Source organism: Arenimonas sp., from assembly GCF_022842045.1.
Taxonomy (GTDB): Bacteria; Pseudomonadota; Gammaproteobacteria; order Xanthomonadales; family Xanthomonadaceae; genus Arenimonas.
Genome location: NZ_JALHQI010000051.1, coordinates 1 through 21199 on the forward strand (window position 1 = coordinate 1; position 21199 = coordinate 21199).

The following is a 21199-nucleotide window of genomic DNA, read 5'->3' on the forward strand; positions in this document are numbered from 1 at the left end:
TTCGTGGGCCTGGCCAACTGGATGATCCCGCTGATGATCGGCGCGCCCGACATGGCCCTGCCGCGCATGAACAACTGGTCCTTCTGGATCATGCCGTTCGCCTTCACCCTGCTGCTGATGCCGCTGTTCCTGTACTTCTTCGGCATCGGCGGCGGCGCCCCGGCCGGCGGCTGGACGCTGTACCCGCCGCTGTCGCTGCAGGGCGGCTCCAGCACCGCGTTCACCATCTTCGCCATCCACCTGATGGGCATCAGCTCGATCATGGGTGCGATCAACATCATCGCCACCATCCTCAACATGCGCGCCCCGGGCGTGGACCTGCTGAAGATGCCGGTTTTCGTGTGGACCTGGCTGATCACCGCCTTCCTGCTGATCGCCGTGATGCCGGTGCTGGCAGGCGCGGTCACCATGCTGCTGACCGACAAGTTCTTCGACACCAGCTTCTTCAACGCCGCCGGCGGCGGTGACCCGGTGATGTACCAGCACATCTTCTGGTTCTTCGGTCACCCCGAGGTCTACATCATGATCCTGCCGGCCTTCGGCATCGTGTCGGAGATCATCCCGACCTTCGCCCGCAAGCCGCTGTTCGGCTACCAGGCCATGGTGTATGCCACCGCCTCGATCGCCTTCCTGTCGTTCATCGTCTGGGCCCACCACATGTTCACCGTGGGCATGCCGCTCGGCGGCGAGCTGTACTTCATGTACGCCACCATGCTCATCGCCATCCCCACCGGCGTGAAGGTGTTCAACTGGGCCACCACCATGTGGCGCGGCTCGATGACCTTCGAGACGCCGATGCTGTTCGCGCTCGGCTTCGTGATCATGTTCACCATCGGTGGCTTCTCGGGCCTGATGCTGGCCATCGTCCCGGCCGACTTCCAGTACCACGACACCTACTTCGTGGTGGCCCACTTCCACTACGTGCTGGTGACCGGCGCCGTGTTCGGCATCATGGCCGGCGTGTACTACTGGCTGCCGAAGTGGACCGGCCACATGTACAACGAGACCCTGGGCAAGTGGCACTTCTGGCTGTCCACGTTCTTCGTGAACCTGCTGTTCTTCCCGCAGCACTTCCTGGGCCTGGCCGGCATGCAGCGCCGCGTGCCCGACTACAACGTGGCCTTCGCCGACTTCAACCAGTGGTCCACCATCGGTGGCTTCGGTTTCGGCATCAGCCAGCTGCTGTTCGCCTACATCGTCTGGAAGGCCGCCCGTGGCGGCGTCAAGGCCGAGGCGCGTTCGTGGGAAGGCGCCAAGGGCCTGGAGTGGACCGTCGCCTCGCCGGCGCCGCACCACACCTTCACCGTGCCGCCGGTCATCAAGGACGGCGACCTGGCCCACGGCGACGTCACCCACTGACGTCGCCCGCCTGAGCCCGAGACCGCCATGACCCAGCCCACCGACAAGACCGACCTGGAGAAGCGCCGCCGCGGCACGCGCCTAACGGCGTGGGCGATCGGCCTGGTCGCGGTCGGCATCTACGCGGCCTTCCTGCTCTCGGTGATGCTGCCATGAGCACCGAAAGCAACGTGGCCCGCCCGTCGGTCAAGTCCAGCCTGCGCACCATCGCCATGGTGTCGGCGCTGTCCTTCGTCGGTGCTTTCTCGCTGGTGCCGCTGTACCAGATCGCCTGCGAAAAGGTGTTCGGCATCAAGCTCGAGCAGGGCCCGGCCGGCGAGCAGCACGTCGCGGGCCTGGTGGTCGACGAGTCGCGCACCATCACGGTCGAGTTCGACGGCACCGTGAACTCCAAGCTGCCCTGGGCCTTCAAGCCGCAGGTGCTGAGCATGCAGGTGCACCCGGGCCGGACCTACGAGGCGAACTACATCGCCCGCAACACGTCCGACCACGCGATCGTCGGCAACGCCGCGCCGTCGGTGGCGCCGTCCACCGCGTCCACCTTCTTCAACAAGACCGAGTGCTTCTGCTTCACCGAGCAGCTGCTGCACGCCGGCGAGGAGCGCCTGATGCCGGTGCGCTTCGTGGTCGACCCCGACCTGCCGGAGCACATCAGCACCATCACCTTGTCCTACACTTTCTTCAGCAACGAGCCGGCCACGGCGCGCCTGGTGGGCGAGGCCGGCACCGCGCCGTCCGCCGCCCGCAGCGCGCCCTGACCCACGCCTTACAGGAATACCGGGGAATCCCATGGCACAGACCCACGACGATCCGAACATCTATTACGTCCCGCACCACAGCCCGTGGCCCTTCGTCGGCTCGATCACGCTGTTCATCACCATGATCGGCGTCGCCAACTGGCTCAACGGCCAGGCCTGGGGCCAGCCGGTGTTCTACGTCGGCCTGGTGGCCACGATGGCGGTGCTGTTCGGCTGGTTCGGCAACGTCATCAGCGAGTCGCTGGCGGGCAAGTACAACGACAAGGTCGACGCGTCGTTCCGCATGGGCATGATGTGGTTCATCTTCTCGGAGATCATGTTCTTCGCGGCCTTCTTCGGCGCCCTGTTCTACGCCCGCCAGTTCGCGCTGCCGTGGCTCTCGGGCGAGGGCGACGGTGCGCTGACCAACCAGTTCCTGTGGGAAGGCTTCGTCGCCGGCTGGCCGTCGGCCGGCCCGGAGCAGCTGGGTGGCAGCTTCCAGACCATCCCGGCCTGGGGCCTGCCGCTGATCAACACCCTGATCCTGCTGGCGTCCGGCGTCACCATCACCATCGCGCACCACGCGCTCAAGGCCGGCAAGCGCACCTCGTTGCTGGTCTGGCTGGGCGCCACCGTGCTGCTGGGCTCGATCTTCCTGTTCTACCAGGCGGAGGAGTACATCCACGCCTACCGCGACCTGAACCTCACGCTGGGCTCGGGCATCTACGGCTCCACTTTCTTCATGCTCACCGGCTTCCACGGCATGCACGTGTTCCTGGGCACGCTGATGCTGGCCATCATCTGGCTGCGCTGCCTGAAGGGCCACTTCAGCAAGGACCACCACTTCGCCTTCGAGGCCGTGGCCTGGTACTGGCACTTCGTGGACGTGGTCTGGCTCGGCCTGTTCCTGTTCGTCTACGTGCTCTGACCCCGTAGGAGGGACTTCAGTCCCGAAGTTCTTGGCCGGGAAGCTTCGGGACTGAAGTCCCTCCTGCAAGATCCAGGACGGGCCGGCCATCGCGCCGGCCCTTCTTTTTCTTCAACCGCCGATGCCGTGCGGCTTGATGACGCCGGTGAAGATGCCGGCGATGACCAGCAGGATCAGCCCCACCGACAGGCCGATGCGCCAGGTCAGCGACTTCACGGTGCGGTCGGTCTTGCCCTTGTCGACCATCATGTAATACAGGCCGGCGCCCAGGTTCCAGAGGATCACGATCAGGACAGCGATGATGAGGAGTTTCTGCACGACTACCGCCCGGTGTCTGGGGAAGCCCGCATTATCCGCCCGTGGAGCGCGAATCGCGTGAACCGCCGCCTGGTCCTCAGCGTTCTCGGCCTGTGCCTTGCGCTCGGCTTCGCCCAGCTGGGCCGCTGGCAGCTTTCGCGCGAAGGCATCAAGCGCCAGCAGCTGGCCGCCGCCGACGCCGCGCTGGCCGGGCCGGCGCGCGGGCTGGCCGAGACCCTGGCCCGGCCGGAAGGCATCGACAAGGTAGTGGGCCGCGCGCGCTTCACGGCAACGCCGCGCCTGTGGCTGGACAATCAGCGCCGTGGCCAGCAGGTGGGCATGCGCCTGTACTGCGCCGCCGCGCCGGTGGACGGCGGCACGCCGCTGCTGGTGGACCTGGGCTGGCTTCCGGTGGCGCCCGACCGCGCGCTGCCGGCGGTGGGCTGCCCCGAAGGCGAGCATGCGCTGGCGGGCCTGTTGGTGGCGCCGCCGTCGGTAGGCCTGCGGCTGGGCCCGGGGCTGGTGGAGCAGGATGGTGCCTGGCTGGCGACGCGGCTCGACCCGGCCGAGGTCAGCGCCGCCTGGGCGTCCGATCCGGCACTGGCGGCGCGCGTGCTGCGGCTGGATCCTGCGGTTCCGCTGGGCCACGCGCGCGACCTGGAGCTGCTTTCCAACACCCTGCCGCCGGAAAAACACCGCGGCTACGCCGTCCAGTGGTTCGGACTGGCGCTGGCCACCCTCGTGATACTGATAGTACTCAACCTGCGCCGACGCCGATGACTGCCGAAAACCAACGCACGCCGAACCAGACCCGCTCACGCATCTCGCTGCTGCTGGTCGCCGCCATGTTCCTGGGCAGCTTCGGCGTCGCGGCCCTGCTGTTCTTCGGCGGCTGGAAGCCGACCAGCACCCGCAACATCGGCGAGATGCTGTCGCCGTACCCGGACCTGCGCGACGTCGCCCTCGTGCGCGCCGACGGCCAGCCCTGGGCCTGGACGCCCGCCGATCGCCACTGGCACATCCTCGTGGCCCCGCCGGCCGACTGCGGCGAGCCCTGCGGGCAGCTGCTGAACGCCCTGCACCGCGTCTGGTACTCGGAGGGTCGCCACGCCGAGAAGCTCAAGGTGCTCTGGTTCGGCGAGCTGCCGGCCGGCGCGCCCGAGTTCAGCGGCCTGGTGCCGATGCAGCCCAGTGCCGCCCTGCAGGGAAAGCTCCCGGACCAGGCCCGCGCCGACGCGCTGCCGGTCTACCTCGCCGATTCCAATGGTTACCTGGTCCTGCGCTACGCCCCGGGCTTCGACCCGTCCGGTCTGCGCAAGGACCTCGGACGTGTGTTGAAGTAGGAACCCCATGAACAGCCCCCATCGCCACTACCACCGCCTCGCCTGGGCCGCCGTGCTGCTGGCCCTTTGCGTGATCGTGTTCGGCGGCTTCGTCCGCCTCTCCAATGCCGGCCTGAGCTGCCCCGACTGGCCGACCTGCTACGGCAAGGCCACCTGGCCCACGCTCGACCATGAGATCGCCAGCGCGAACGAAACCTACGAGCGTGCCGTCGAGGTCAGCAAGGCCTGGCGCGAGCAGTTCCATCGCCACATCGCCGCGCTGCTGGGCGTGTTCGTGCTGGTGCTGGCCCTGCTGGGCGCGCGCCGCTACCGCCACGGCGTCGCCAGCGTGCTGGCCGCGGCGGCGCTGGTGGCGCTGTCGATCCCGATCTACACGGGCATCGAAGGGCAGTTCGAAGGCAACCACGCGATCTCGGTGGCGCTGTTCATCGTCGCCGAGCTGATCCTGGTCGCGCACGCCTGGCGCGGCTCGAACGCCGATGCCGCGCGCTTCTCCAGCCTGCTGCTGGGCGTGATCATCTTCCAGGCCGTGCTGGGCATGTGGACGGTCATCTGGCTGGTGAAGCCGGTGATCGTGATGGCGCACCTGCTCGGTGGCCTGCTCACGCTGTCCATGCTCACCTGGCTGGCGTTCAAGACCATGCCCGGCAGTGCGCTGGTGCTGGCCGAGGCGCCGCGCCTGCGTCGCCTGCTGTGGATCGGCCTGGGCCTGCTGGTGGTGCAGATCGCGCTGGGCGGCTGGACCAGCGCCAACTACGCCGCGCTCGCCTGCGGCACCGATTTCCCCACCTGCCTGGGCCAGTGGTGGCCGGAGCAGGATTACCGCGAGGGCTTCGTGCTCTGGCGCGGCATCGGCGTGGACTACGAGGGCGGCGTGCTCGACGGCGCCGCGCGCGTGGCCATCCAGATGAGCCACCGCATCATGGCGCTGCTGGTCATCGGCCACCTGCTGGTGGTGGGCATCCGCATGGTGCGCACGCCGGGCCTGGTGTTCTGGGGCATCGTGCTGCTGGCGCTGCTCTCGGCGCAGGTCGCGCTGGGCGTCAGCAACGTGGTGCTGGGCCTGCCGCTGTGGGTTGCCACCGCGCACAATGCCGGCGCCGCGCTGCTGCTGTTCACGGTCGTGGGCCTGCTGGCCCGGCTGCGGGCACCGGAGTGAGCACGCCGTTCGCCGCCTACTGGGAACTGACCAAGCCGCGCGTGGTCGCGCTGATCGTGTTCACCGCGATCATCGGCATGTTCCTGGCGATCCAGCCGGGCGAGCCCTGGCCCTGGGGGCGGATCGTGCTCGGCGCGATCGGCATCTGGCTGGCGGCGTCGTCCGCGGCGGCGATCAACCACCTGCTCGACCAGCGCATCGACGTGCTGATGGCCCGCACCCAGCACCGCCCGCTGGCCACCGGCTCGCTGCGGCCGATGCAGGTGCTGGCCTTCGCGGTCGCGCTGGGCGTGCTGTCGATGGTGCTGCTGGCCTGGCGCGTCAACGGCTTCACCGCGGCGCTGACCTTCGCCTCGCTGATTGGCTACGCCATCGTCTACACCGGCTGGCTCAAGCGCGCCACGCCGCAGAACATCGTCATCGGCGGCCTGGCCGGCGCGGCGCCGCCGCTGCTGGGCTGGGCCGCGGTGAAGGGCTGGCCCGCGGGCACGGCCTTCCTCGGCCTGGCCGGCGCGCCGCTGCACTACGACCATGCGCTGCTGCTGGTGCTCATCATCTACGTCTGGACGCCGCCGCACTTCTGGGCGCTGGCCATCTTCCGCCGTGACGACTACGCCAAGGCGCTGATCCCGATGCTGCCGGTGGTGTACGGCGTCACGTATACGCGCTGGCAGATCCTGTTCTACACGGTGCTGCTGCTGGCGGTGACAGTGCTGCCCTGGGCCACCAAGATGGCCGGGGTCTTCTACCTCGGCGGGGCGCTGGTGCTGGGTGGCGTGTTCCTCTACTACGCGATCCGCCTGCTCGACCCACCGGGCGAGCTCTACGCGATGAAGGTCTTCAACTACTCCATCGTCTACCTGATGGCCCTGTTCGCCTTCCTCCTCGCCGACCACTGGCTCCTCCCGCCCGCCGTGGCCGCTCCCACGCTCGAGTTCTTGCCAGCCGCGGCTTGACTGGGGCATGGCGTGTAGAGCCAAGCCTTGGTTTGGCTAGCGCGAGCACATTGAACTCGCAGCAAACCAATCCAATCGCTTCTGATTCATCTGCTCTTATCTGCGTGCATCCGCTCTGATCCGCGTTCAAACACGCACGCCCTCACCCGAGAGCGCGACGCGCCAATCCCACGACCTCCGGGACGAGCCGGGCAGGCACGCGCCCGAAGACGCGTGCCCGGCCGGTTACTTGGCGTTGATGAGGTGCTGCTGCCAGAACAGGACGCTGGCGGCGCCGAAGTAGTCCGCGTTGGTCTTCTTGCGGAAGCCGTGGCCCTCGTCCTTGAACAGCAGGTACCAGACGTCGCCGCCGTTGCCGCGGACCGCCTTCACGATCTGCTCGGCTTCCGTCCACGGCACGCGCGGGTCGTTCAGGCCCTGGGCGACGAACAGCGGGCGGGTGATCTTGTGCGCGTTGTTGAGCGGCGCGATGCGGTCGTGGAAGGCCTTCATCTCCGGGATGCGCTCGTCGCCGTACTCGGCCCGGCGCAGGTCGCGGCGGTAGCTCTCGGTGTTGGCCAGGAAGGTGCCGAAGTCGGAGATGCCCACCACGTCGATGCCGGCGCGGATGCGCTCGTTGTAGTGGGTCATGCTGGCCAGCACCATGTAGCCGCCGTAGCTGCCGCCGGAGACGCCGACGCGGTTGGCGTCGAGCTCGGGCTGCTTCGCGATCCAGTCGAGCAGGGCGCCGATGTCCTTGACCGAGTCCTCGCGCAGCATGCCGTTGTCGAGCTGCAGGTAGTCCTTGCCGTAGCCGGCCGAGCCGCGCACGTTCGGCACCAGCACCGCCACCTTCAGCTCCTCGAGCATGAACTGGATGGTCGGGTTGAAGCTGGGCAGCGACTGCGCTTCCGGGCCGCCGTGGATGTTGATCACCACCGGGAACGGGCCGTCGCCGGCCGGGCGGTAGTAGAAGGCCGGGATGGTGCGCGGCTTGCCGTCCACCTGGTCGAAGGTCTCGTAGCGCACCAGCGTCGGTGCGCGGAACCTGGACACGTCCAGGCCGCCGACTTCGCTGGCGGTCCACTGCACCAGGCGCGCATCGGCGAGCTCGACCACGTGCACGTCGCTGGGCGAGGTGGCGCTGTTGAGCGTCACCGCCAGGCGCTGGCCGTCGGGCGAGAAGCCGAAGTTGCCGATCACGCCCACCGGCAGCTCGGGCAGGGCCACCGGCTGGTGGCCGGGCAGGGTGATGACGTGCAGCTTGCCGATGCCGTCCTCGTTGGTCGAGAAGGCCAGGTGCTTGCCGTCGGCGCTGATGTCGAAGCCCTCGACGTCCCAGGGGATGTTGCCGCTGAGCAGCTCGGTGCGGCCGCTGTCGGGGTCGTGGAAGCGCAGGGTGCGGAACTGGCGCTCCTCGTCGGAGATGAAGTACACGCCCTTGCCGTCCGGCGCGTACTGGAAGCCGCCGAACGCGGCGCGGCCGCCATCGACCGGGAACATCTCGAGCTTGCCGGTGGCGAGGTCAAGCTCGCCCGGGTAGGACTCGTTGATCGAGACGTAGCGCGTCACCAGCAGCTTGCCGCCGTCGGGCGAGAAGCCGGTGGCGTTCCACAGGCCGCCCTCGCTGAGCACCATGCGCGATTCGCCGGTGGCCATGTCGCGGATCCACAGGTCGTAGTCGGTGCCGTTGCGCGCGGTGCTGGACCAGGCCAGCTGCTTGCCGTCCTTCGACCACAGCGGGGCCGAGTTCTGGCTGCGCTTGCCGTCGGTGAGCAGGGTGACGGCGCGGGTGTCGAGGTCGAACCAGTGCAGCTGCCAGAACTCGGAGCCACCGACGTCCTTGCCGAACACGAAACCGTTTTTGCCCGGCGCCGGGCTCACCGCGCTGATCGGTTCGGGATAGAACGTGAGCTGCTCGCGCGCGCCCATGGGCATGCGCACGCGGTGCGCCTGGTTGGTCTCGCCGAAGCGCGTGTTGATGACGAGGCTGCCGTCGGGCAGCCAGCCGCTGAAGCTGGCGCCGCGGGTGTTCTGGTAGCGGTTCAGGCGTTCGACGAGTTCGGCCGGCACCGCCGGCACGTTCTCGCTGACGCGGTTGCCGACTTCCTCGCGCACCACCGCCGGCGGCGTCGCAGCGAAGGACGGCGCGACCAGCGCCAGCGACAGGATCAAAGGTGTGAAGCGCATGTGTAAGGCCCCCCCGGGCTTGATGATGAATCCCGAGGATAGCGCGCACCCCGTCCCTGTGGGAGGGACTTCAGTCCCGATGCTTTTCGCCGAAGAGCATCGGGACTGAAGTCCCTCCCACAGGGCGTTGCTAGCGGGCGGTGTGAAGGTCGCGGAGCTCGGCTTTCTCAGCGTCGCCGAGGCCGGACATGCCGACTTCGTTGATGCGCGCCTGCAGCTCGTCCAGGCGCTGCTGGCGGGTCTGCCTGTCGAGCTGGGCCAGGGCGTCCAGGAATTCCTGGCGCAGCGTGGCCACTTCGCCGGGGAAGGACTGCATCGCAAGCTTCTGCAGCGCCGCGCCTTCTTCACGCTCGGCGAAATGCTCGAGCACGCCGCCGGTACTGATCCCCGGGCGCGCGCGCGCCAGCTCGATCAGTTCCATCAGCAGCGGGATGCCGGGCTGGCGCAGGATGCCGAAGCGGTAGGGCGGCTCGATCGCCTCGGCCAGCGCGGGCTGCTGCACCAGCAGCGCGATGGCGGCGCGCACCAGGCTGATCTTCGGCGCCGGCGCACCGCCGCGGCCGCGCATCGAGGGCGTGGCCTGCGGGGCGGGCGCCGTGGCGGCGCGCTGGCCGACGCCGGTGAGCTCGGTGAGCCGCTGCTGCATCAGGTCGCGGAAAGCGCCGTCCGGGATGCCCGCGAGCAGCGGCTTCGCGCGTTCGGCCAGACGCGCCTTGCCTTCCATGCCCGCCAGGTTCACGTCCTTCGACAGCTCGGCGTAGAAGAACTCGGACAGCGGCGTGGCTTGCGCCAGCCGCGCGTCGAAGCCGGCCGCGCCTTCCTTGCGCACGATGGTGTCGGGATCCTCGCCGTCGGGCAGGAACAGGAAGAAGGCCTGGCGGCCGTCGCGCATGCGCGGCAGCACCGATTCGAGCGCCTTCCACGCGGCGCCGCGGCCGGCGCGGTCGCCGTCGAAGCAGAAGTACACGTCGGCGGCGTTGCGGAACAGCAGCTCGGCGTGGTCGGACGTGGTCGCGGTGCCCAGGGTGGCCACGGCGGTGTTCACGCCGAACTGGAACAGCGCCACCACGTCCATGTAGCCCTCGACGACGACGAGCCTGGGGATCTTCGAGTGCGCCTGCCGCACCTGCCACAGGCCGTAGAGTTCGCGGCCCTTGTGGAAGAGCGCGGTCTCGGGCGAGTTCAGGTACTTCGGGCCGTCGTCCTTGTCGAGCACGCGGCCGCCGAAGGCGATGACGCGGCCGCGGCGGTCGTGGATAGGGAACATCACGCGGTCGCGGAACTTGTCGTACACGCGGCCGCTGTCGCTGCGCGAGAGCATGCCGGTCTTGTCGAGCAGGTTCAGGCGGCGCTCGTCGGTACCCAGCGCGTCCTTCAGGCCATTGAAGCCGTCGGGCGCGTAGCCAATGCCGAAGCGCGCCTGGTTCTCCGCGTCCACGCCGCGCTTCTCTAGGTAGCCGCGGGCTTTCTCGCTGCCGGCCAGCTGCTGCACGAAGAACTTCGCGGCGGCCTCGAGCGCCGCGTAAAGCTCGCGCGATTCGTTGCCCTGGTGCGCCTGGCGGGTGTCGCGCGGCACCTCGATGCCGGCGCGCTTGGCCAGCTCTTCCACCGCGTCGAGGAACTCTAGGCGGTCGTAGTTCATCAGGAAGCTGATCGCGGTGCCATGCGCGCCGCAGCCGAAGCAGTGGTAGAACTGCTTGGTCGGCGACACCGTGAACGACGGCGAGCGTTCGTCGTGGAAGGGGCAGCGCGCGGAATACTCGCGGCCCTGGCGCTTGAGCGGCACGCGCGTGCCCACCACCTCGACGATGTCGGTGCGCGCCAGCAGGTCGTCTATGAAGGCGTCGGGCAGGCGGGCCATGGCGGCGGGTTCAGGCCTTGCGGGCGAGGCAGGCGTAGATGAAGCCGGTGCCGCGGTGGCGCCACTGCAGCCACTCGATCTTCAGGCGCTCGGCCAGGCCGGGCTGCTCGCTGTGGTTGTAGACCTCCCAGCGGCGGCGCTCGTAGTCGGGCCGGAAGCCCGCGCGCAGGATCGCGGCGCGCAGCAGGGCGGGCGGCAGCGGCGCCTCGTCCGGGTCTTCCTCGGGCGCGCGGTAGCCGCGGGTGGCGGCGAGCGAGGCGCGGTTCCAGCGGGTGATGGCGTCGGGCTCGACGATCGGGCCGTCGGCCACCGGCTCGGCCAGCAGCACCCAGCCACCGGGGCGCAGGCTGCGGTGGATGGCGGCCAGCACGCGGTCGATGCCGTCCTCGCCCAGGTGGTGCAGCACGCCGACGGCGGTCACGAGGTCGGCATGGTCCGGATGCGCGGCGAGGAAGGCTTCCAGGTCGCCCTGCTCCAGGCGCACGTGCGACAGCCCGCGCGCTTCGACCATGCGCCGCGCCGAGGCCAGCATGCCCGGGCTGTGGTCGACGCCGGTGACCCGCGCGGCCAGCGGGCCGGCGCGCCGGATCATGTGGCCGGTGCCGCAGCCCAGGTCGAGCATCTGGGTGAACGGGGCGTGCTTCGCGAGCCGGCGCAGGGCGGGCGCGAACAGGCGCTGCGTGGCGGCCTCGCGCGGGGCGAGCACGACGTCGTCGTACTCGTCCGCGATCGAGTCGTGGTAGCGGATGTCCTTGGTGAAATCCATGCGCTCAGGATACCGCCCCGCTCCCTCCTACAGGGAGCGGGCGCGGCCTCAGCCCGCGAGGGCTTTCTTGACCAGCTGCGACACCAGGCCCATGTCGGCCTGGCCGGCGAGCTTGGGCTTGAGCACGCCCATCAGCTTGCCCATGTCGGCCGGACCGGCGGCGCCGGTCTCGGCCTTGGCGGCGTCGATGGCGGCCTGGATCGCGGCGGCGTCCATCTTCGCGGGCAGGTAGGCCTCGAGCACGCCGAGCTCGTAGCGCTCGATGGCGGCGAGGTCGTCGCGGCCGGCGGCGTCGTACTGGCTGATCGAGTCCTTGCGCTGCTTGACCATCTTCTCCAGCACGGCCAGCACCAGCGCGTCGGTCATCTCGACCCGCTCGTCCACTTCCTTCTGCTTGATCGCGGCGTTGATCAGGCGGATGACGCCCAGGCGATCCTTCTCGCCCGACTTCATCGCGGCCTTCATGTCTTCAACCAGCTGGGCTTTCATGCTCATGGCGTTCTCCGGGGATCAGAAACACAAAAAGCCGGCAACGCTTGCGCGCGCCGGCTTCTTGGAGGGCACAGCGGCTCAGTACAGGCGCTGGCGCTTGGTGACGTCGCGCGAGCTGCGGCGCAGCTGGCGCTTCACCGCGGCGGCGGCCTTGCGCTTGCGCTCCTGGGTCGGCTTCTCGTAGAACTCGCGCTTGCGGGTCTCGGCGAGGACGCCGGCCTTCTCGCAGGTGCGCTTGAAGCGACGCAGCGCAAACTCAAACGGCTCGTTTTCGCGGACTTTGACAGACGGCATGTGGAATTCCTGGATACGTGGATTTCGCCCGGCACGGCCGGCGAGCCGCGTATGATACGCGGGCCCCGGGGCCGCAGGCAAGCCTGAATCCCGGGAAATCCTTGAATCCCGCGGTTTACCCCCAAGAAACAGGCACATGCGCGTCCTGGGCATCGAAACCAGCTGCGATGAAACCGGCGTGGCGGTGTACGACACCGACCGCGGCCTGCTGGCGCACGCCCTGTACAGCCAGATCGACCTGCACGCCGAATACGGCGGGGTCGTGCCCGAGTTGGCCAGCCGCGACCACGTCCGCAAGCTGCTGCCCCTGGTACGCCAGACCCTGGCCGAGGCCGGGCTGGGCGTGGCCGACCTGGACGGGGTGGCCTACACGGCCGGCCCGGGCCTGGTGGGCGCCCTGATGGTGGGTGCCGCGGCCGGCCGGGCCCTGGCCTGGGCCCTGGACCTGCCGGCCGTCGGGGTGCACCACATGGAGGGCCACCTGCTGGCCCCGTTGCTCGAGGACCCGGGCCTGAAGCCGCCGTTCGTGGCCCTGCTGGTCTCCGGCGGCCACACCCAGCTGGTCGAAGTCGCCGCGATCGGCGTGTACCGCCTGCTGGGCGAGACCCTGGACGACGCGGCCGGCGAGGCCTTCGACAAGACCGCCAAGCTGATGGGCCTGCCTTACCCCGGCGGCCCCGAGCTGGCCCGGTTGGCCGAATCCGGCCGCCCCGGACTGTTCAAGTTCTCGCGGCCCATGACCGACCGGCCCGGGCTCGACTTCAGCTTCTCGGGCCTCAAGACCCAAGTGCTGCTGGCCTGGCAGGCGTCGGACCGGTCCCCGCAGACCCGGGCCGACATCGCCCGCGGCTTCGAGGACGCGGTGGTCGAGACCCTGGCCATCAAGTGCGAGCGCGCCCTGAGGCAAACCGGCGCCCGCACCTTGGTGGTGGCCGGCGGCGTCGGCGCCAACGTCCGCCTCCGCGCCCGCCTGAACGCCCTTGTAGGAGGGACTTCAGTCCCGAAGCGTTCGGCCAAGGGCTTCGGGACTGAAGTCCCTCCTACAGGTCGGGTCTGTTTCCCCAGGCCCGCTTTCTGCACCGACAACGGCGCCATGATCGCCTTCGCCGGCGCGCTGCGGCTGCAGGCCGGCCAGCACGAGGCCCCGGCCGTCACCGTGACGCCACGCTGGGACATGGCAAGCTTGCCGCCCCTTTAGGAGAGGTCGCGAGGCATGGACAAGGTTTTCATCGAGGCGCTCGAGATCGAGTGCGTGATCGGCATCTACGACTGGGAGCGCAAGATCCGCCAGCCGGTGGTGCTCGACATCGAGATGGCGTTCGACAACACCGTGCCGGCCGCCACCGACAACATCGAGCACACGCTGGACTACAAGGCCGTCAGCAAGCGCCTGATCCAGTACGTGTCCGAGTCTGATTTCGGCCTGGTGGAAACGCTGGCCGAGCGCTGCGCCGCCATCATCACCGGCGAGTTCGGCGTGCAGCACGTGCGCCTGAAGCTGAGCAAGCCGGGTGCCGTGCGCGGCTCGAAGGCGGTGGGCGTCATCATCGAGCGCACGCGCGCCTGATGGGCACCGCCTGGCTGAGCCTGGGCAGCAACCAGGACGCCGAAGCGAACCTCGCGGCCGCCGCCGAGGCGCTGCGCGCGCGCTTCGGCGCGGTGCGCTTCTCGCCGGTCTACCGCACGCCCGCCGTCGGCTTCGAGGGTCCGGACTTCCTCAACGCCGCCGCGGTGATCGACAGCGACCTCGACCCGTTCGCGCTCAACGACTGGCTGCACGCGCTGGAAGACCGGCAGGGCCGGCGCCGCGACGTGCCGCGGTTTTCCAGCCGCACGCTCGACATCGACATCGTGTTCTACGACGACCGCGTGCTGAAGGGGCCCGGCAACCTCGAGCTGCCGAGGCCGGAGCTGAAGCACGCCTTCGTGCTCAAGCCGCTGGCCGACCTGTCGCCGGACTACCGCGTGCCCGGCGGCGACGCCACGCTGGCCGCACTGTGGGCCGCGCACCCGGACGCCATGTCGCCGCCGGCGCTGGACGCGCTCGCCCTGGGGTGACTTCCGGCCTTGCGTGAAGGCGCCGCCCGTCCATAATCACGGCCACCCAGCCAACAAATGAACCAGGTTCATTTGTTGGCGTCCCCACCGGAGGCCACCGTCATGTTCGACCGTCTCGCCCGCAGTTGGACCCTGGTCAAGGCCAGCGCCGCCGTGCTGCGCTCCGACAAGGAGCTGCTGCTGTTCCCGGTGATCTCGGGCATCTCCACCCTGCTGGTCGCGGCCACCTTTGCGGTGCCGGTGGTCGGGCTGCGCCTGTTCGAGGGCGGCGAGATCGGCGTGCTGGGCGCGGTGGTGGGCTTCCTGTTCTACCTCTGCCAGTACTTCGTCATCTTCTTCTTCAATACGGCGCTCGTGGGCGCCGCGATGATCCGCCTCGAGGGCGGCGACCCGACGGTGGCCGACGGCCTGCGCATCGCCCGCTCCAAGCTGGGCGTGATCCTGGGCTACGCCGCCATCGCCGCCACCGTGGGCCTGCTGCTCAAGGCCGCCAGCGAGCGCGCCGGCGCCTTCGGCAAGATCCTGATCGGCCTGCTGGGCATGGCCTGGACCGTGGGCACCTTCCTGGTGGTGCCGATCCTGGTCACCCGCGACGTCGGCCCGATCGACGCGGTGAAGGAATCGATGACCCTGCTCAAGCGTACCTGGGGCGAGAACGTGGCCGGCAACGTCGGCATCGGCCTGGCCTTCGGCATCCTGACCACCCTGGTGGTGATCGCCTCGATCGCGATGGTGGTGGGCGCCGCGGCCATCGGCGGCGGCAAGCTGGCCCTGGTCGCAATCATCCTCGCGGTGATCGCCATCGCCGGCGTCGCCGTCATCCAGGCCGCGCTCTCGGGCGTGTACTCCGCCGCCGTCTACCGCTACGCCGTGGACGGCCAGGCCCCCCAGGGCTTCGCCAGCACCGAACTCCAGGCCGCCTTCAAAACCAAATGAACCTGGTGCATTTGTTTTTCAGAGGTTGAGGCTGCGGCCGCCGTCTACGCGGATGACCTGGCCGGTGGTGTAGCGCGCGTCCTGCAGCAGCCAGCGCACCGCTTCGGCCACGTCTTCGGCCTCGCCGGCGCGCTTGAGCGCGGTGCTGGCCAGCATCGCCGCCTTTTCGTGCTCGGGCTTGCCTTCGGCGGGCCACATCACGGCGCCGGGGGCGACGGCGTTGACGCGCACCTCGGGGCCGAGTTCCTTCGCCAGCGATTGGGTGAGCATCAGGTTGGCGGCCTTGGCCATGCAGTAGATCGTGTGGTTCTTCAGCGGGCGCTCGCCGTAGATGTCGGCCAGGTTGACGATGGCGCCGCCGGCGGCGCGCAGGTGCGGTGCGGCGGCCTGCGCCAGGAAGAACGGGCCGCGGGCGTTGGAGGCGAACAGTTCGTCCCACTGCACCGTCGTGGCCGCGCCCACGGGCGTCGGATAGAAGGCGCTGGCGTTGTTCACCAGCGCATCCAGGCGGCCGAAGCGCGCGACGGTGTCGGCGACCAGGCCGGGCAGGGCGACGTCGTCGGCCAGTTCGCAGGACAGCACCAAGGTGCTGCCGGGTCGGGCGGTATCGAGCTCGGCGACCAGGGCCTGCATCGCATCGGCGGACGCGCGGTGGTGCAGGGCGAGGTCGTAGCCGGCGGCGTGCAGCCGGCGGGCGATGCAGGCGCCCACGCGTTTGGCGGCGCCGGTGATCAGGGCAACGGGGGCGGTCATTCGGGGCTCCGTGGAATTGCCGGTATCCTGCGCGCTGGCACCTGAAGATTCCATCATGACCCGGCAAGCCCCCGCCCCCGACGCGGCCGCCCAGGCCCACAGCGACCAGCTGCTTTCCCTGATCCGCGGCCAGATCCAGGCCAGCGGCGGCGTCATTTCGTTCGCGCGCTACATGGAGCTGGCGCTGTACGCGCCGGGCCTGGGCTATTACAGCGCCGGCAGCCGCAAGTTCGGTGCCGAGGGCGATTTCGTCACTTCGCCGGAGCTGGGCCCGACCTTCGCCGAGTGCATCGCCCAGGCGGCGGCGCAGGTGTTCGCGCAGCTGGGCGGCGAGGCCGACTTCTTCGAGATCGGCGGCGGCAGCGGGGCGTTCGCCGAGGCGGCGCTGCGGCGCTGGCAGGCGATGGGCGCGCTGCCGGCGCGCTACCTCATCCTCGAGCCCAGTGCCGACCTGCGCGAGCGCCAGGCCGAGCGGCTGCGCGCGACCTTGCCTTTGGATGTGTTCGCGCGCGTTACGTGGCTCGACGGCCCGCCGGAAGCCGAATGGCGCGGCGTGCTGTTCGCCAACGAAGTGCTGGATGCGCTGCCAACGCCTCGCTTCGTGGTGCGCGGCGGCGAGGTGTTCGAAGAGCACGTGGCGCTGTCGCCCGAGGGCGCGCTGATCCGCGTCGAGCAGCCGGCCGATGCGCTGCTGCACGCCGCGGTGCGCCACATCGAGCGCGATATCGGCAAGCCCTTCGCCGATGGCTACCGTTCGGAAGTGCTGCCGCAGCTGCCGTACTGGATCCAGGCCGTGGGCGGCCTGCTCAGGGATGGCGTGATGCTTTACGTCGACTACGGCTACCCGCGCCACGAGTACTACCTGCCCGAGCGCAGCGACGGCACCCTGGTCTGCCACCACCGGCATACCGCGCACGGCGACCCTTTCCACCTGCCGGGGCTGCAGGACATCACCGCCTTCGTGGATTTCACCGCGCTGGCCGAGGCGGGCGTTGGCGCCGGCTTCGACTTCGCGGGCTACTGCGCCCAGGCCAGTTTCCTTATCAGCTGCGGCCTGCCCGAGCGCCTGGCCGAGATCGAGGCGATCGAAGACGCCGTCGAGCGCCACCACCGCCACAACGAGGTGAAGCGGCTGACGCTGCCGGGCGAAATGGGCGAGCGCTTCCAGGTGATGGCCTTCCAGCGCGGCGCCGACGTGCGCGCACTGTTCGCCCGCGGCGACCTGAGCCGGCGCCTGTGATCCGCCGCGACCTGCAGCGGCCACGGCTGTGGCTGGGCGTCTGGCTGTTCGGCTGGGCGCTGTGCATCGCACTGTCGCTGCTGCCGCCGATCGAACTCGACGGCCCCCCGGACTCCGACAAGCTCGGGCACTTCCTCGCTTACTTCACGCTGTCGGCGTGGGCGGCGATGCTGTTCGAAGGCTGGCGCGCCCGCGTGCTGGTGGCCGGTGCGCTGATGCTGCTGGGGCTGGGCCTGGAGCTCGCGCAGGCGACGCTCACCACGACTCGGCAGGGCGATGCGCGGGACATGCTGGCCAATGCGCTGGGGGTGATGGTGGGGTTGGGCGTGGCGTTGACGCCGGGGCGGCATCTGCTGGCGTGGTTGGATGCGAAGCTACGGGGTGAAAAGCTTCGGGACTGAAGTCCCTCCTACAGCAAGCTCCCTGTAGGAGGGACTTCAGTCCCGAAGCTTTGCCTCGGCAATCGCGGCAATGCGCGCCTTGCGAAGCCACTCCCCCACCGCCGGCCCCTGCAGCCCGTTCGCCACCGCATGCCCGGCCGAGATCGCCTGCGCCGCCGCGTGCAGCCGAACCAGCAGCGCGCCCGGCGGATACGGCTCGTCCTCGCGCCCCAGCCGCCCGCGCTTGTCGGCCTCGCAGGCCAGCGCCAGCAGCGGAATGCGCTCGGGCTTGCGGAAGCCGTCGCAGCGGGCGACCAGGTCGTGCACCGTCTCGGGCCGGAGCTCGGCCAGCCGATGCACGTTGAGGTGCTCGCGGCACACGATCTCGGCCATCGCGGCGTATTCGGCCGGCACCTTGTAGCGCGCGCATACCGCACGCAGCGGCCGCACGCCGCTGTGCTCGTGGCCGATGTGCTTGGGCAGCTCTGCTTTCGGCGTCAGCGCCTTGCCGAGGTCGTGCGTGAGCGCGCAGAAGCCCAGCAGCGCATCGCCCGGCGCCAGCCGCGCCGCCATGTCCAGCACCATCTGCACGTGCACGCCGGTGTCGACTTCCGGGTGGTATTCCGGCCGCTGCGGCACGCCGTACAGCGCATCCACTTCCGGCAGCAGCTTCGCCAGCGCACCGCACTCGCGCAGCAGCGCGATGGCGGCCGACGGGCGCGGCATCTCCAGCGCCTTCTTCAGCTCCTGCCAGACGCGTTCGGGGACGAGGTGGTCCACTTCGCCCGCCACGACCATGTCGCGCATCAGCGCCAGCGTCTCCGGCGCCACGGTGAAGCCCAGCGGCGCGAACCGCGCCAGGAAGCGGGCCGCGCGCAGGATCCGCACCGGGTCTTCGGCGAACGCCGGCGAGACATGGCGCAGCACGCGCGCCTCGATGTCCGCGCGCCCGCCGAACGGATCGGTGAGGACGCCCTCATCGTCCTCGGCGATGGCGTTGATGGTGAAGTCGCGCCTCGCCAGGTCCTCCTCGAGCGTCACCGAGGCATCGGCGTGGAAGGTGAAGCCGCGGTAGCCCGGCGCGGTCTTGCGCTCGGTGCGGGCCAGCGCGTGTTCTTCCTTGGTCACCGGATGCAGGAACACCGGGAAGTCCTTGCCCACCGGCAGGAAGCCCGCGAGCACCATCTGCTCGGGCGTCGAGCCCACCACCACCCAGTCGCGGTCGCCGCCCGGCAGGCCGAGCAGCCGGTCCCGCACGGCGCCGCCGACCCGGTAGGCCTTCATGTCAGCGCGCGGCGCGGTAGCGCGCGTAGCGCGTCTGGCGATCGTCCAGGTGGCCGAGGATTTCCGGCAGCTTGGCGCTGACCCGCGTGGGCACGATGCCCAGGCGGTGCAGGCCGTCGATGCCGCCGACCGAGTCGGTGGCCAGCGAGCGGAAGTTGTCGGACGAGAACGGCTTGCCCGGCACGAAGTCGAACACGAAGCCCTGCAGGCGGCCGAGCAGGTCGGGCAGCGGCAGCACGATGCGGGTGAGATCGCGCGCCTTCGCGGTCATCTTCACGATTTCGGCCATGGTGAAAACGTCCGGCCCGTACAGCTCGTAGACCTCGCCGATGCTGCGGCGGTTGCCCAGCGCGCGCACGAAGGCCTCGACCACGTCGCCCACGTACACCGGCGCGAACTTGCAGCCCGCGCGCGCCAGCGGCAGCACCGGCGCCAGCTTGAGCAGCTGCGCGAAGCGGCAGAACAGCCCGTCGCCGTGGCCGAAGATCACCGAGGGCTCGAAGATCGTCCAGTCCAGGCCCGAGGCCTTCACCGCCGCCTCGGCCTCGCCGCGCGACTTGAGGTAATGGCTCTGGCCGCGGCCCGCGTTGAGCGAACTCATCTGCAGCAGGCGGCGGGTGCCGGCCAGCTGCATCGCCGCGATCACCAGCTTGGTCAGCTCGACGTGCGCGCGGCGGAAGCCGCGGCCACTGTCGCCGGCCTCGTTGAGGATGCCGACCAGGTTGATGACGGCATCGGCGCCGGCGAAGGCTTGGCGCAGCACGGTCGGGTCGTACACGTCGACCTCGCGCAGCACCACGCCCGGCGGCAGCAGGCGGTCGGGATGGCTGGCCAGGTTGCGGCTGAGCAGCGTGATGGCGTGGCCGTCGGCGGCCAGGCGGGCCACCAGGTGCCGGCCGACGAAGCCGGTGCCCCCGAGGATGACGATGTTTTGACGGATCATGGTGGGCTCGGTGCGCTCGAAGGGGTGGGGCAGTGGAACTTGCGCCGGGACGCCGCGTTCACCGTGCGGCCGAGCATGCGCTCGGTCACCGGCACGGCGTCGCCGTCCAGGCGCCAATCGTAGATGACGCTGAAGGCCAGCACCCGGGCCACGTAGTCGCGGGTTTCCTTGTAGGTCACGGTCTCGATCCAGAAATCGGGCTCGAAGCCGGGACGGTCGCGGTTCCAGCGGGCCACGGGCGCGGGCCCGGCATTGTAGGCGGCGATGGCCTGGTAGGGCAGGCCTCCCTGCTGGTCGAGTTCGAAACGCAGGTGGGCCGTGCCCAGGATGATGTTGATGTCCGGGTCGTACAGGCTGTCCACGCCGCGGTAGGCGATGCCCTGGCGCTTGGCGGTCATGTCGGCGGTGGTCGGCAGCAGCTGCATCAGGCCGCGGGCATTGGCCGGCGAACGCGCGCGCTCCATGAAGGCGCTTTCGGCCCGCGTCTGCGCCGCCACCCAGGCCGGGTCCAGCGCGTGCTTGCGCGCTTCGCGGCGAATGGTGCGCTCGTGCGGCAGCGGGAAGCGCAGGCCGTAGTAGCGCAGCGCGTCGGGCGCGTCGCCGATGGTGAACACGCCGCGGTCATGCCAGCCCGCATCCAGCGCGAAGGCAATGGCGACGTAGCGTTCGTCGGCGCTGAGCCCGCGCACCAGCGCGGCCCACTCGCGGATCGCCAGGCCCAGGCGGTCGAGGCGGTACAGCTCGAGCGCACGCACCAGGCCCGGATGGGTCGCGACGCGCTGCCGCAGCGCCACGTCGGCCGAAGGCTCCAGCGGGCACAGCGCGTACGGCAGCTTCAGCCGGTCGGCGGCGAGGAAACCGTGGAAGGTCGCGGTGCTGGCCGCCTGCGCAAACAGCGCGCGGGCCCGGTCGCGTTCCTTGTTGCGCTCGCGCAGGCGCGCCTCGAAGTACTGCCAGCGCGGGTCGGTGCGCTGCGCCGCCGGCATGCGCTCGAGCGCGGCCAGCGCCGCCGCCGTGTCGTGGCGGCTCATCGCCTCGCGCACCCGCCACTCGTGCAGGCGCTCGTCGTAGGCGCTCTCCGGCACCTCGGCCAGGCGATCGGCGGCGCCAGGCAGGTAGGAGGCCACCGTCCACAGCGCGACCTGGTAGAGCACCTTGCCGCGCTGCGCCTCGTCCATGTCGAGCGCCGCGGCCAGCGTCGCCAGCTGGGTGCGCGCGGCCTCGGGGTCGCGGCGGGCGAGCCG

Annotated in this window: 24 protein-coding genes; 14 read left to right on the plus strand and 10 right to left on the minus strand. The window is 69.8% G+C overall.

Annotated elements, in window-relative coordinates:
• From Q0C12_RS10830 to Q0C12_RS10845, 4 genes are all read left to right on the plus strand, one after another.
• The coding region (locus Q0C12_RS10830) for a cytochrome c oxidase subunit 1 (protein WP_290890172.1) at window positions 1–1359 on the plus strand (1359 nt) is incomplete at its 5' end.
• Between the two features lie 27 nt (window positions 1360–1386).
• Window positions 1387–1515 carry a hypothetical protein gene (locus Q0C12_RS10835; RefSeq protein ID WP_290890175.1) on the plus strand — a complete coding sequence of 43 codons (129 nt, stop codon included), beginning with the start codon at window positions 1387–1389 and terminating at the stop codon, window positions 1513–1515.
• On the plus strand, window positions 1512–2117 hold the full coding sequence (locus tag Q0C12_RS10840) for a cytochrome c oxidase assembly protein (RefSeq protein WP_290890176.1): 606 nt from the start codon (window positions 1512–1514) through the stop codon (window positions 2115–2117). Before Q0C12_RS10835 ends, Q0C12_RS10840 begins: the two co-directional genes overlap by 4 nt.
• Window positions 2118–2148: 31 nt before the next feature.
• The gene (locus tag Q0C12_RS10845) at window positions 2149–3024 is read left to right on the plus strand and encodes a cytochrome c oxidase subunit 3 (RefSeq protein ID WP_290890179.1); all 876 of its coding nucleotides are present in this window, start codon (window positions 2149–2151) and stop codon (window positions 3022–3024) included.
• A 111-nt stretch (window positions 3025–3135) separates the two neighbouring features.
• Here Q0C12_RS10845 and Q0C12_RS10850 read toward each other — a convergent pair whose 3' ends face one another.
• Window positions 3136–3342, minus strand: a complete 207-nt coding sequence (locus Q0C12_RS10850; protein WP_290890181.1) for a twin transmembrane helix small protein — start codon at window positions 3340–3342, stop codon at window positions 3136–3138.
• Between the two features lie 57 nt (window positions 3343–3399).
• Here Q0C12_RS10850 and Q0C12_RS10855 point away from each other — a divergent pair, with 57 nt between their 5' ends.
• The 4 genes from Q0C12_RS10855 to cyoE are packed head-to-tail and all read left to right on the plus strand — an operon-like array spanning window position 3400 to window position 6779.
• Entirely contained in the window at window positions 3400–4101 is a 702-nt protein-coding gene (locus tag Q0C12_RS10855) for an SURF1 family protein (RefSeq protein WP_290890184.1), read from the plus strand.
• A complete protein-coding gene (locus Q0C12_RS10860; protein WP_290890187.1) occupies window positions 4098–4664 on the plus strand; it encodes a hypothetical protein in 567 nt (188 codons plus the stop codon). The genes Q0C12_RS10855 and Q0C12_RS10860 overlap by 4 nt, the downstream gene beginning before the upstream one ends.
• Window positions 4665–4671: 7 nt before the next feature.
• Window positions 4672–5823, plus strand: a complete 1152-nt coding sequence (locus Q0C12_RS10865) for a COX15/CtaA family protein (RefSeq protein ID WP_290890190.1) — start codon at window positions 4672–4674, stop codon at window positions 5821–5823.
• Window positions 5820–6779, plus strand: a complete 960-nt coding sequence (cyoE, locus tag Q0C12_RS10870) for a heme o synthase (RefSeq protein WP_290890193.1) — start codon at window positions 5820–5822, stop codon at window positions 6777–6779. Before Q0C12_RS10865 ends, cyoE begins: the two co-directional genes overlap by 4 nt.
• A gap of 225 nt (window positions 6780–7004) precedes the next feature.
• Here the strand turns inward: cyoE and Q0C12_RS10875 are convergent, their stop codons facing one another.
• From Q0C12_RS10875 to rpsU, 5 genes are all read right to left on the minus strand, one after another.
• The gene (locus Q0C12_RS10875) at window positions 7005–8948 is read right to left on the minus strand and encodes a prolyl oligopeptidase family serine peptidase (RefSeq protein WP_290890195.1); all 1944 of its coding nucleotides are present in this window, start codon (window positions 8946–8948) and stop codon (window positions 7005–7007) included.
• A 130-nt stretch (window positions 8949–9078) separates the two neighbouring features.
• Complete coding sequence (dnaG, locus tag Q0C12_RS10880) at window positions 9079–10809, minus strand: DNA primase (RefSeq protein ID WP_290890198.1); 1731 nt, start codon at window positions 10807–10809, stop codon at window positions 9079–9081.
• A 10-nt stretch (window positions 10810–10819) separates the two neighbouring features.
• Window positions 10820–11575 (minus strand): class I SAM-dependent methyltransferase, encoded by a 756-nt coding sequence (locus tag Q0C12_RS10885; RefSeq protein WP_290890202.1) that lies wholly within the window; start codon window positions 11573–11575, stop codon window positions 10820–10822.
• A 48-nt stretch (window positions 11576–11623) separates the two neighbouring features.
• The gene (locus Q0C12_RS10890; protein WP_290890205.1) at window positions 11624–12070 is read right to left on the minus strand and encodes a GatB/YqeY domain-containing protein; all 447 of its coding nucleotides are present in this window, start codon (window positions 12068–12070) and stop codon (window positions 11624–11626) included.
• 75 nt (window positions 12071–12145) lie between these two features.
• Complete coding sequence (gene rpsU / locus Q0C12_RS10895; RefSeq protein ID WP_002808376.1) at window positions 12146–12361, minus strand: 30S ribosomal protein S21; 216 nt, start codon at window positions 12359–12361, stop codon at window positions 12146–12148.
• 136 nt (window positions 12362–12497) lie between these two features.
• Between rpsU and tsaD the strand changes: the two genes are divergently transcribed.
• The 4 genes from tsaD to Q0C12_RS10915 all read left to right on the plus strand — a co-directional run bounded on the left by tsaD (window position 12498) and on the right by Q0C12_RS10915 (window position 15355).
• Window positions 12498–13559, plus strand: coding sequence for a tRNA (adenosine(37)-N6)-threonylcarbamoyltransferase complex transferase subunit TsaD (gene tsaD, locus Q0C12_RS10900; protein WP_290890208.1), 1062 nt, complete (start codon window positions 12498–12500; stop codon window positions 13557–13559).
• A gap of 15 nt (window positions 13560–13574) precedes the next feature.
• Window positions 13575–13928, plus strand: coding sequence for a dihydroneopterin aldolase (folB, locus tag Q0C12_RS10905; protein ID WP_290890211.1), 354 nt, complete (start codon window positions 13575–13577; stop codon window positions 13926–13928).
• On the plus strand, window positions 13928–14419 hold the full coding sequence (folK, locus tag Q0C12_RS10910) for a 2-amino-4-hydroxy-6-hydroxymethyldihydropteridine diphosphokinase (RefSeq protein WP_290890213.1): 492 nt from the start codon (window positions 13928–13930) through the stop codon (window positions 14417–14419). Before folB ends, folK begins: the two co-directional genes overlap by 1 nt.
• Window positions 14420–14521: 102 nt before the next feature.
• Entirely contained in the window at window positions 14522–15355 is an 834-nt protein-coding gene (locus tag Q0C12_RS10915; protein WP_290890215.1) for a DUF6159 family protein, read from the plus strand.
• An 18-nt stretch (window positions 15356–15373) separates the two neighbouring features.
• Here the strand turns inward: Q0C12_RS10915 and Q0C12_RS10920 are convergent, their stop codons facing one another.
• Window positions 15374–16108 (minus strand): pteridine reductase, encoded by a 735-nt coding sequence (locus Q0C12_RS10920; RefSeq protein ID WP_290890217.1) that lies wholly within the window; start codon window positions 16106–16108, stop codon window positions 15374–15376.
• Between the two features lie 55 nt (window positions 16109–16163).
• Here Q0C12_RS10920 and Q0C12_RS10925 point away from each other — a divergent pair, with 55 nt between their 5' ends.
• Complete coding sequence (locus Q0C12_RS10925; RefSeq protein ID WP_290890220.1) at window positions 16164–17348, plus strand: SAM-dependent methyltransferase; 1185 nt, start codon at window positions 16164–16166, stop codon at window positions 17346–17348.
• Window positions 17345–17749 (plus strand): VanZ family protein, encoded by a 405-nt coding sequence (locus tag Q0C12_RS10930; protein ID WP_290890223.1) that lies wholly within the window; start codon window positions 17345–17347, stop codon window positions 17747–17749. Before Q0C12_RS10925 ends, Q0C12_RS10930 begins: the two co-directional genes overlap by 4 nt.
• A gap of 36 nt (window positions 17750–17785) precedes the next feature.
• Here Q0C12_RS10930 and Q0C12_RS10935 read toward each other — a convergent pair whose 3' ends face one another.
• The 3 genes from Q0C12_RS10935 to Q0C12_RS10945 all read right to left on the minus strand — a co-directional run.
• The gene (locus Q0C12_RS10935; protein WP_290890226.1) at window positions 17786–19012 is read right to left on the minus strand and encodes a multifunctional CCA addition/repair protein; all 1227 of its coding nucleotides are present in this window, start codon (window positions 19010–19012) and stop codon (window positions 17786–17788) included.
• A gap of 1 nt (window position 19013) precedes the next feature.
• The gene (locus Q0C12_RS10940; protein ID WP_290890228.1) at window positions 19014–19955 is read right to left on the minus strand and encodes a complex I NDUFA9 subunit family protein; all 942 of its coding nucleotides are present in this window, start codon (window positions 19953–19955) and stop codon (window positions 19014–19016) included.
• On the minus strand, window positions 19952–21199 hold a 1248-nt coding region (locus Q0C12_RS10945; protein ID WP_290890232.1), incomplete at its 5' end, for a lytic transglycosylase domain-containing protein. The genes Q0C12_RS10940 and Q0C12_RS10945, both read right to left, overlap by 4 nt.

What these genes read in the sequence shown, in the direction of transcription:
- Q0C12_RS10835 (WP_290890175.1), top strand. Translation starts at nt 1,387, where the DNA reads ATGACCCAGCCCACCGACAAGACCGACCTGGAGAAGCGCCGCCGCGGC.
- Q0C12_RS10840 (WP_290890176.1), top strand. Translation starts at nt 1,512, where the DNA reads ATGAGCACCGAAAGCAACGTGGCCCGCCCGTCGGTCAAGTCCAGCCTG.
- Q0C12_RS10845 (WP_290890179.1), top strand. Translation starts at nt 2,149, where the DNA reads ATGGCACAGACCCACGACGATCCGAACATCTATTACGTCCCGCACCAC.
- Q0C12_RS10860 (WP_290890187.1), top strand. Translation starts at nt 4,098, where the DNA reads ATGACTGCCGAAAACCAACGCACGCCGAACCAGACCCGCTCACGCATC.
- Q0C12_RS10865 (WP_290890190.1), top strand. Translation starts at nt 4,672, where the DNA reads ATGAACAGCCCCCATCGCCACTACCACCGCCTCGCCTGGGCCGCCGTG.
- Q0C12_RS10875 (WP_290890195.1), bottom strand. Translation starts at nt 8,948, where the DNA reads ATGCGCTTCACACCTTTGATCCTGTCGCTGGCGCTGGTCGCGCCGTCC.
- dnaG (WP_290890198.1), bottom strand. Translation starts at nt 10,809, where the DNA reads ATGGCCCGCCTGCCCGACGCCTTCATAGACGACCTGCTGGCGCGCACC.
- Q0C12_RS10885 (WP_290890202.1), bottom strand. Translation starts at nt 11,575, where the DNA reads ATGGATTTCACCAAGGACATCCGCTACCACGACTCGATCGCGGACGAG.
- Q0C12_RS10890 (WP_290890205.1), bottom strand. Translation starts at nt 12,070, where the DNA reads ATGAGCATGAAAGCCCAGCTGGTTGAAGACATGAAGGCCGCGATGAAG.
- rpsU (WP_002808376.1), bottom strand. Translation starts at nt 12,361, where the DNA reads ATGCCGTCTGTCAAAGTCCGCGAAAACGAGCCGTTTGAGTTTGCGCTG.
- tsaD (WP_290890208.1), top strand. Translation starts at nt 12,498, where the DNA reads ATGCGCGTCCTGGGCATCGAAACCAGCTGCGATGAAACCGGCGTGGCG.
- folB (WP_290890211.1), top strand. Translation starts at nt 13,575, where the DNA reads ATGGACAAGGTTTTCATCGAGGCGCTCGAGATCGAGTGCGTGATCGGC.
- folK (WP_290890213.1), top strand. Translation starts at nt 13,928, where the DNA reads ATGGGCACCGCCTGGCTGAGCCTGGGCAGCAACCAGGACGCCGAAGCG.
- Q0C12_RS10915 (WP_290890215.1), top strand. Translation starts at nt 14,522, where the DNA reads ATGTTCGACCGTCTCGCCCGCAGTTGGACCCTGGTCAAGGCCAGCGCC.
- Q0C12_RS10920 (WP_290890217.1), bottom strand. Translation starts at nt 16,108, where the DNA reads ATGACCGCCCCCGTTGCCCTGATCACCGGCGCCGCCAAACGCGTGGGC.
- Q0C12_RS10925 (WP_290890220.1), top strand. Translation starts at nt 16,164, where the DNA reads ATGACCCGGCAAGCCCCCGCCCCCGACGCGGCCGCCCAGGCCCACAGC.
- Q0C12_RS10935 (WP_290890226.1), bottom strand. Translation starts at nt 19,012, where the DNA reads ATGAAGGCCTACCGGGTCGGCGGCGCCGTGCGGGACCGGCTGCTCGGC.
- Q0C12_RS10940 (WP_290890228.1), bottom strand. Translation starts at nt 19,955, where the DNA reads ATGATCCGTCAAAACATCGTCATCCTCGGGGGCACCGGCTTCGTCGGC.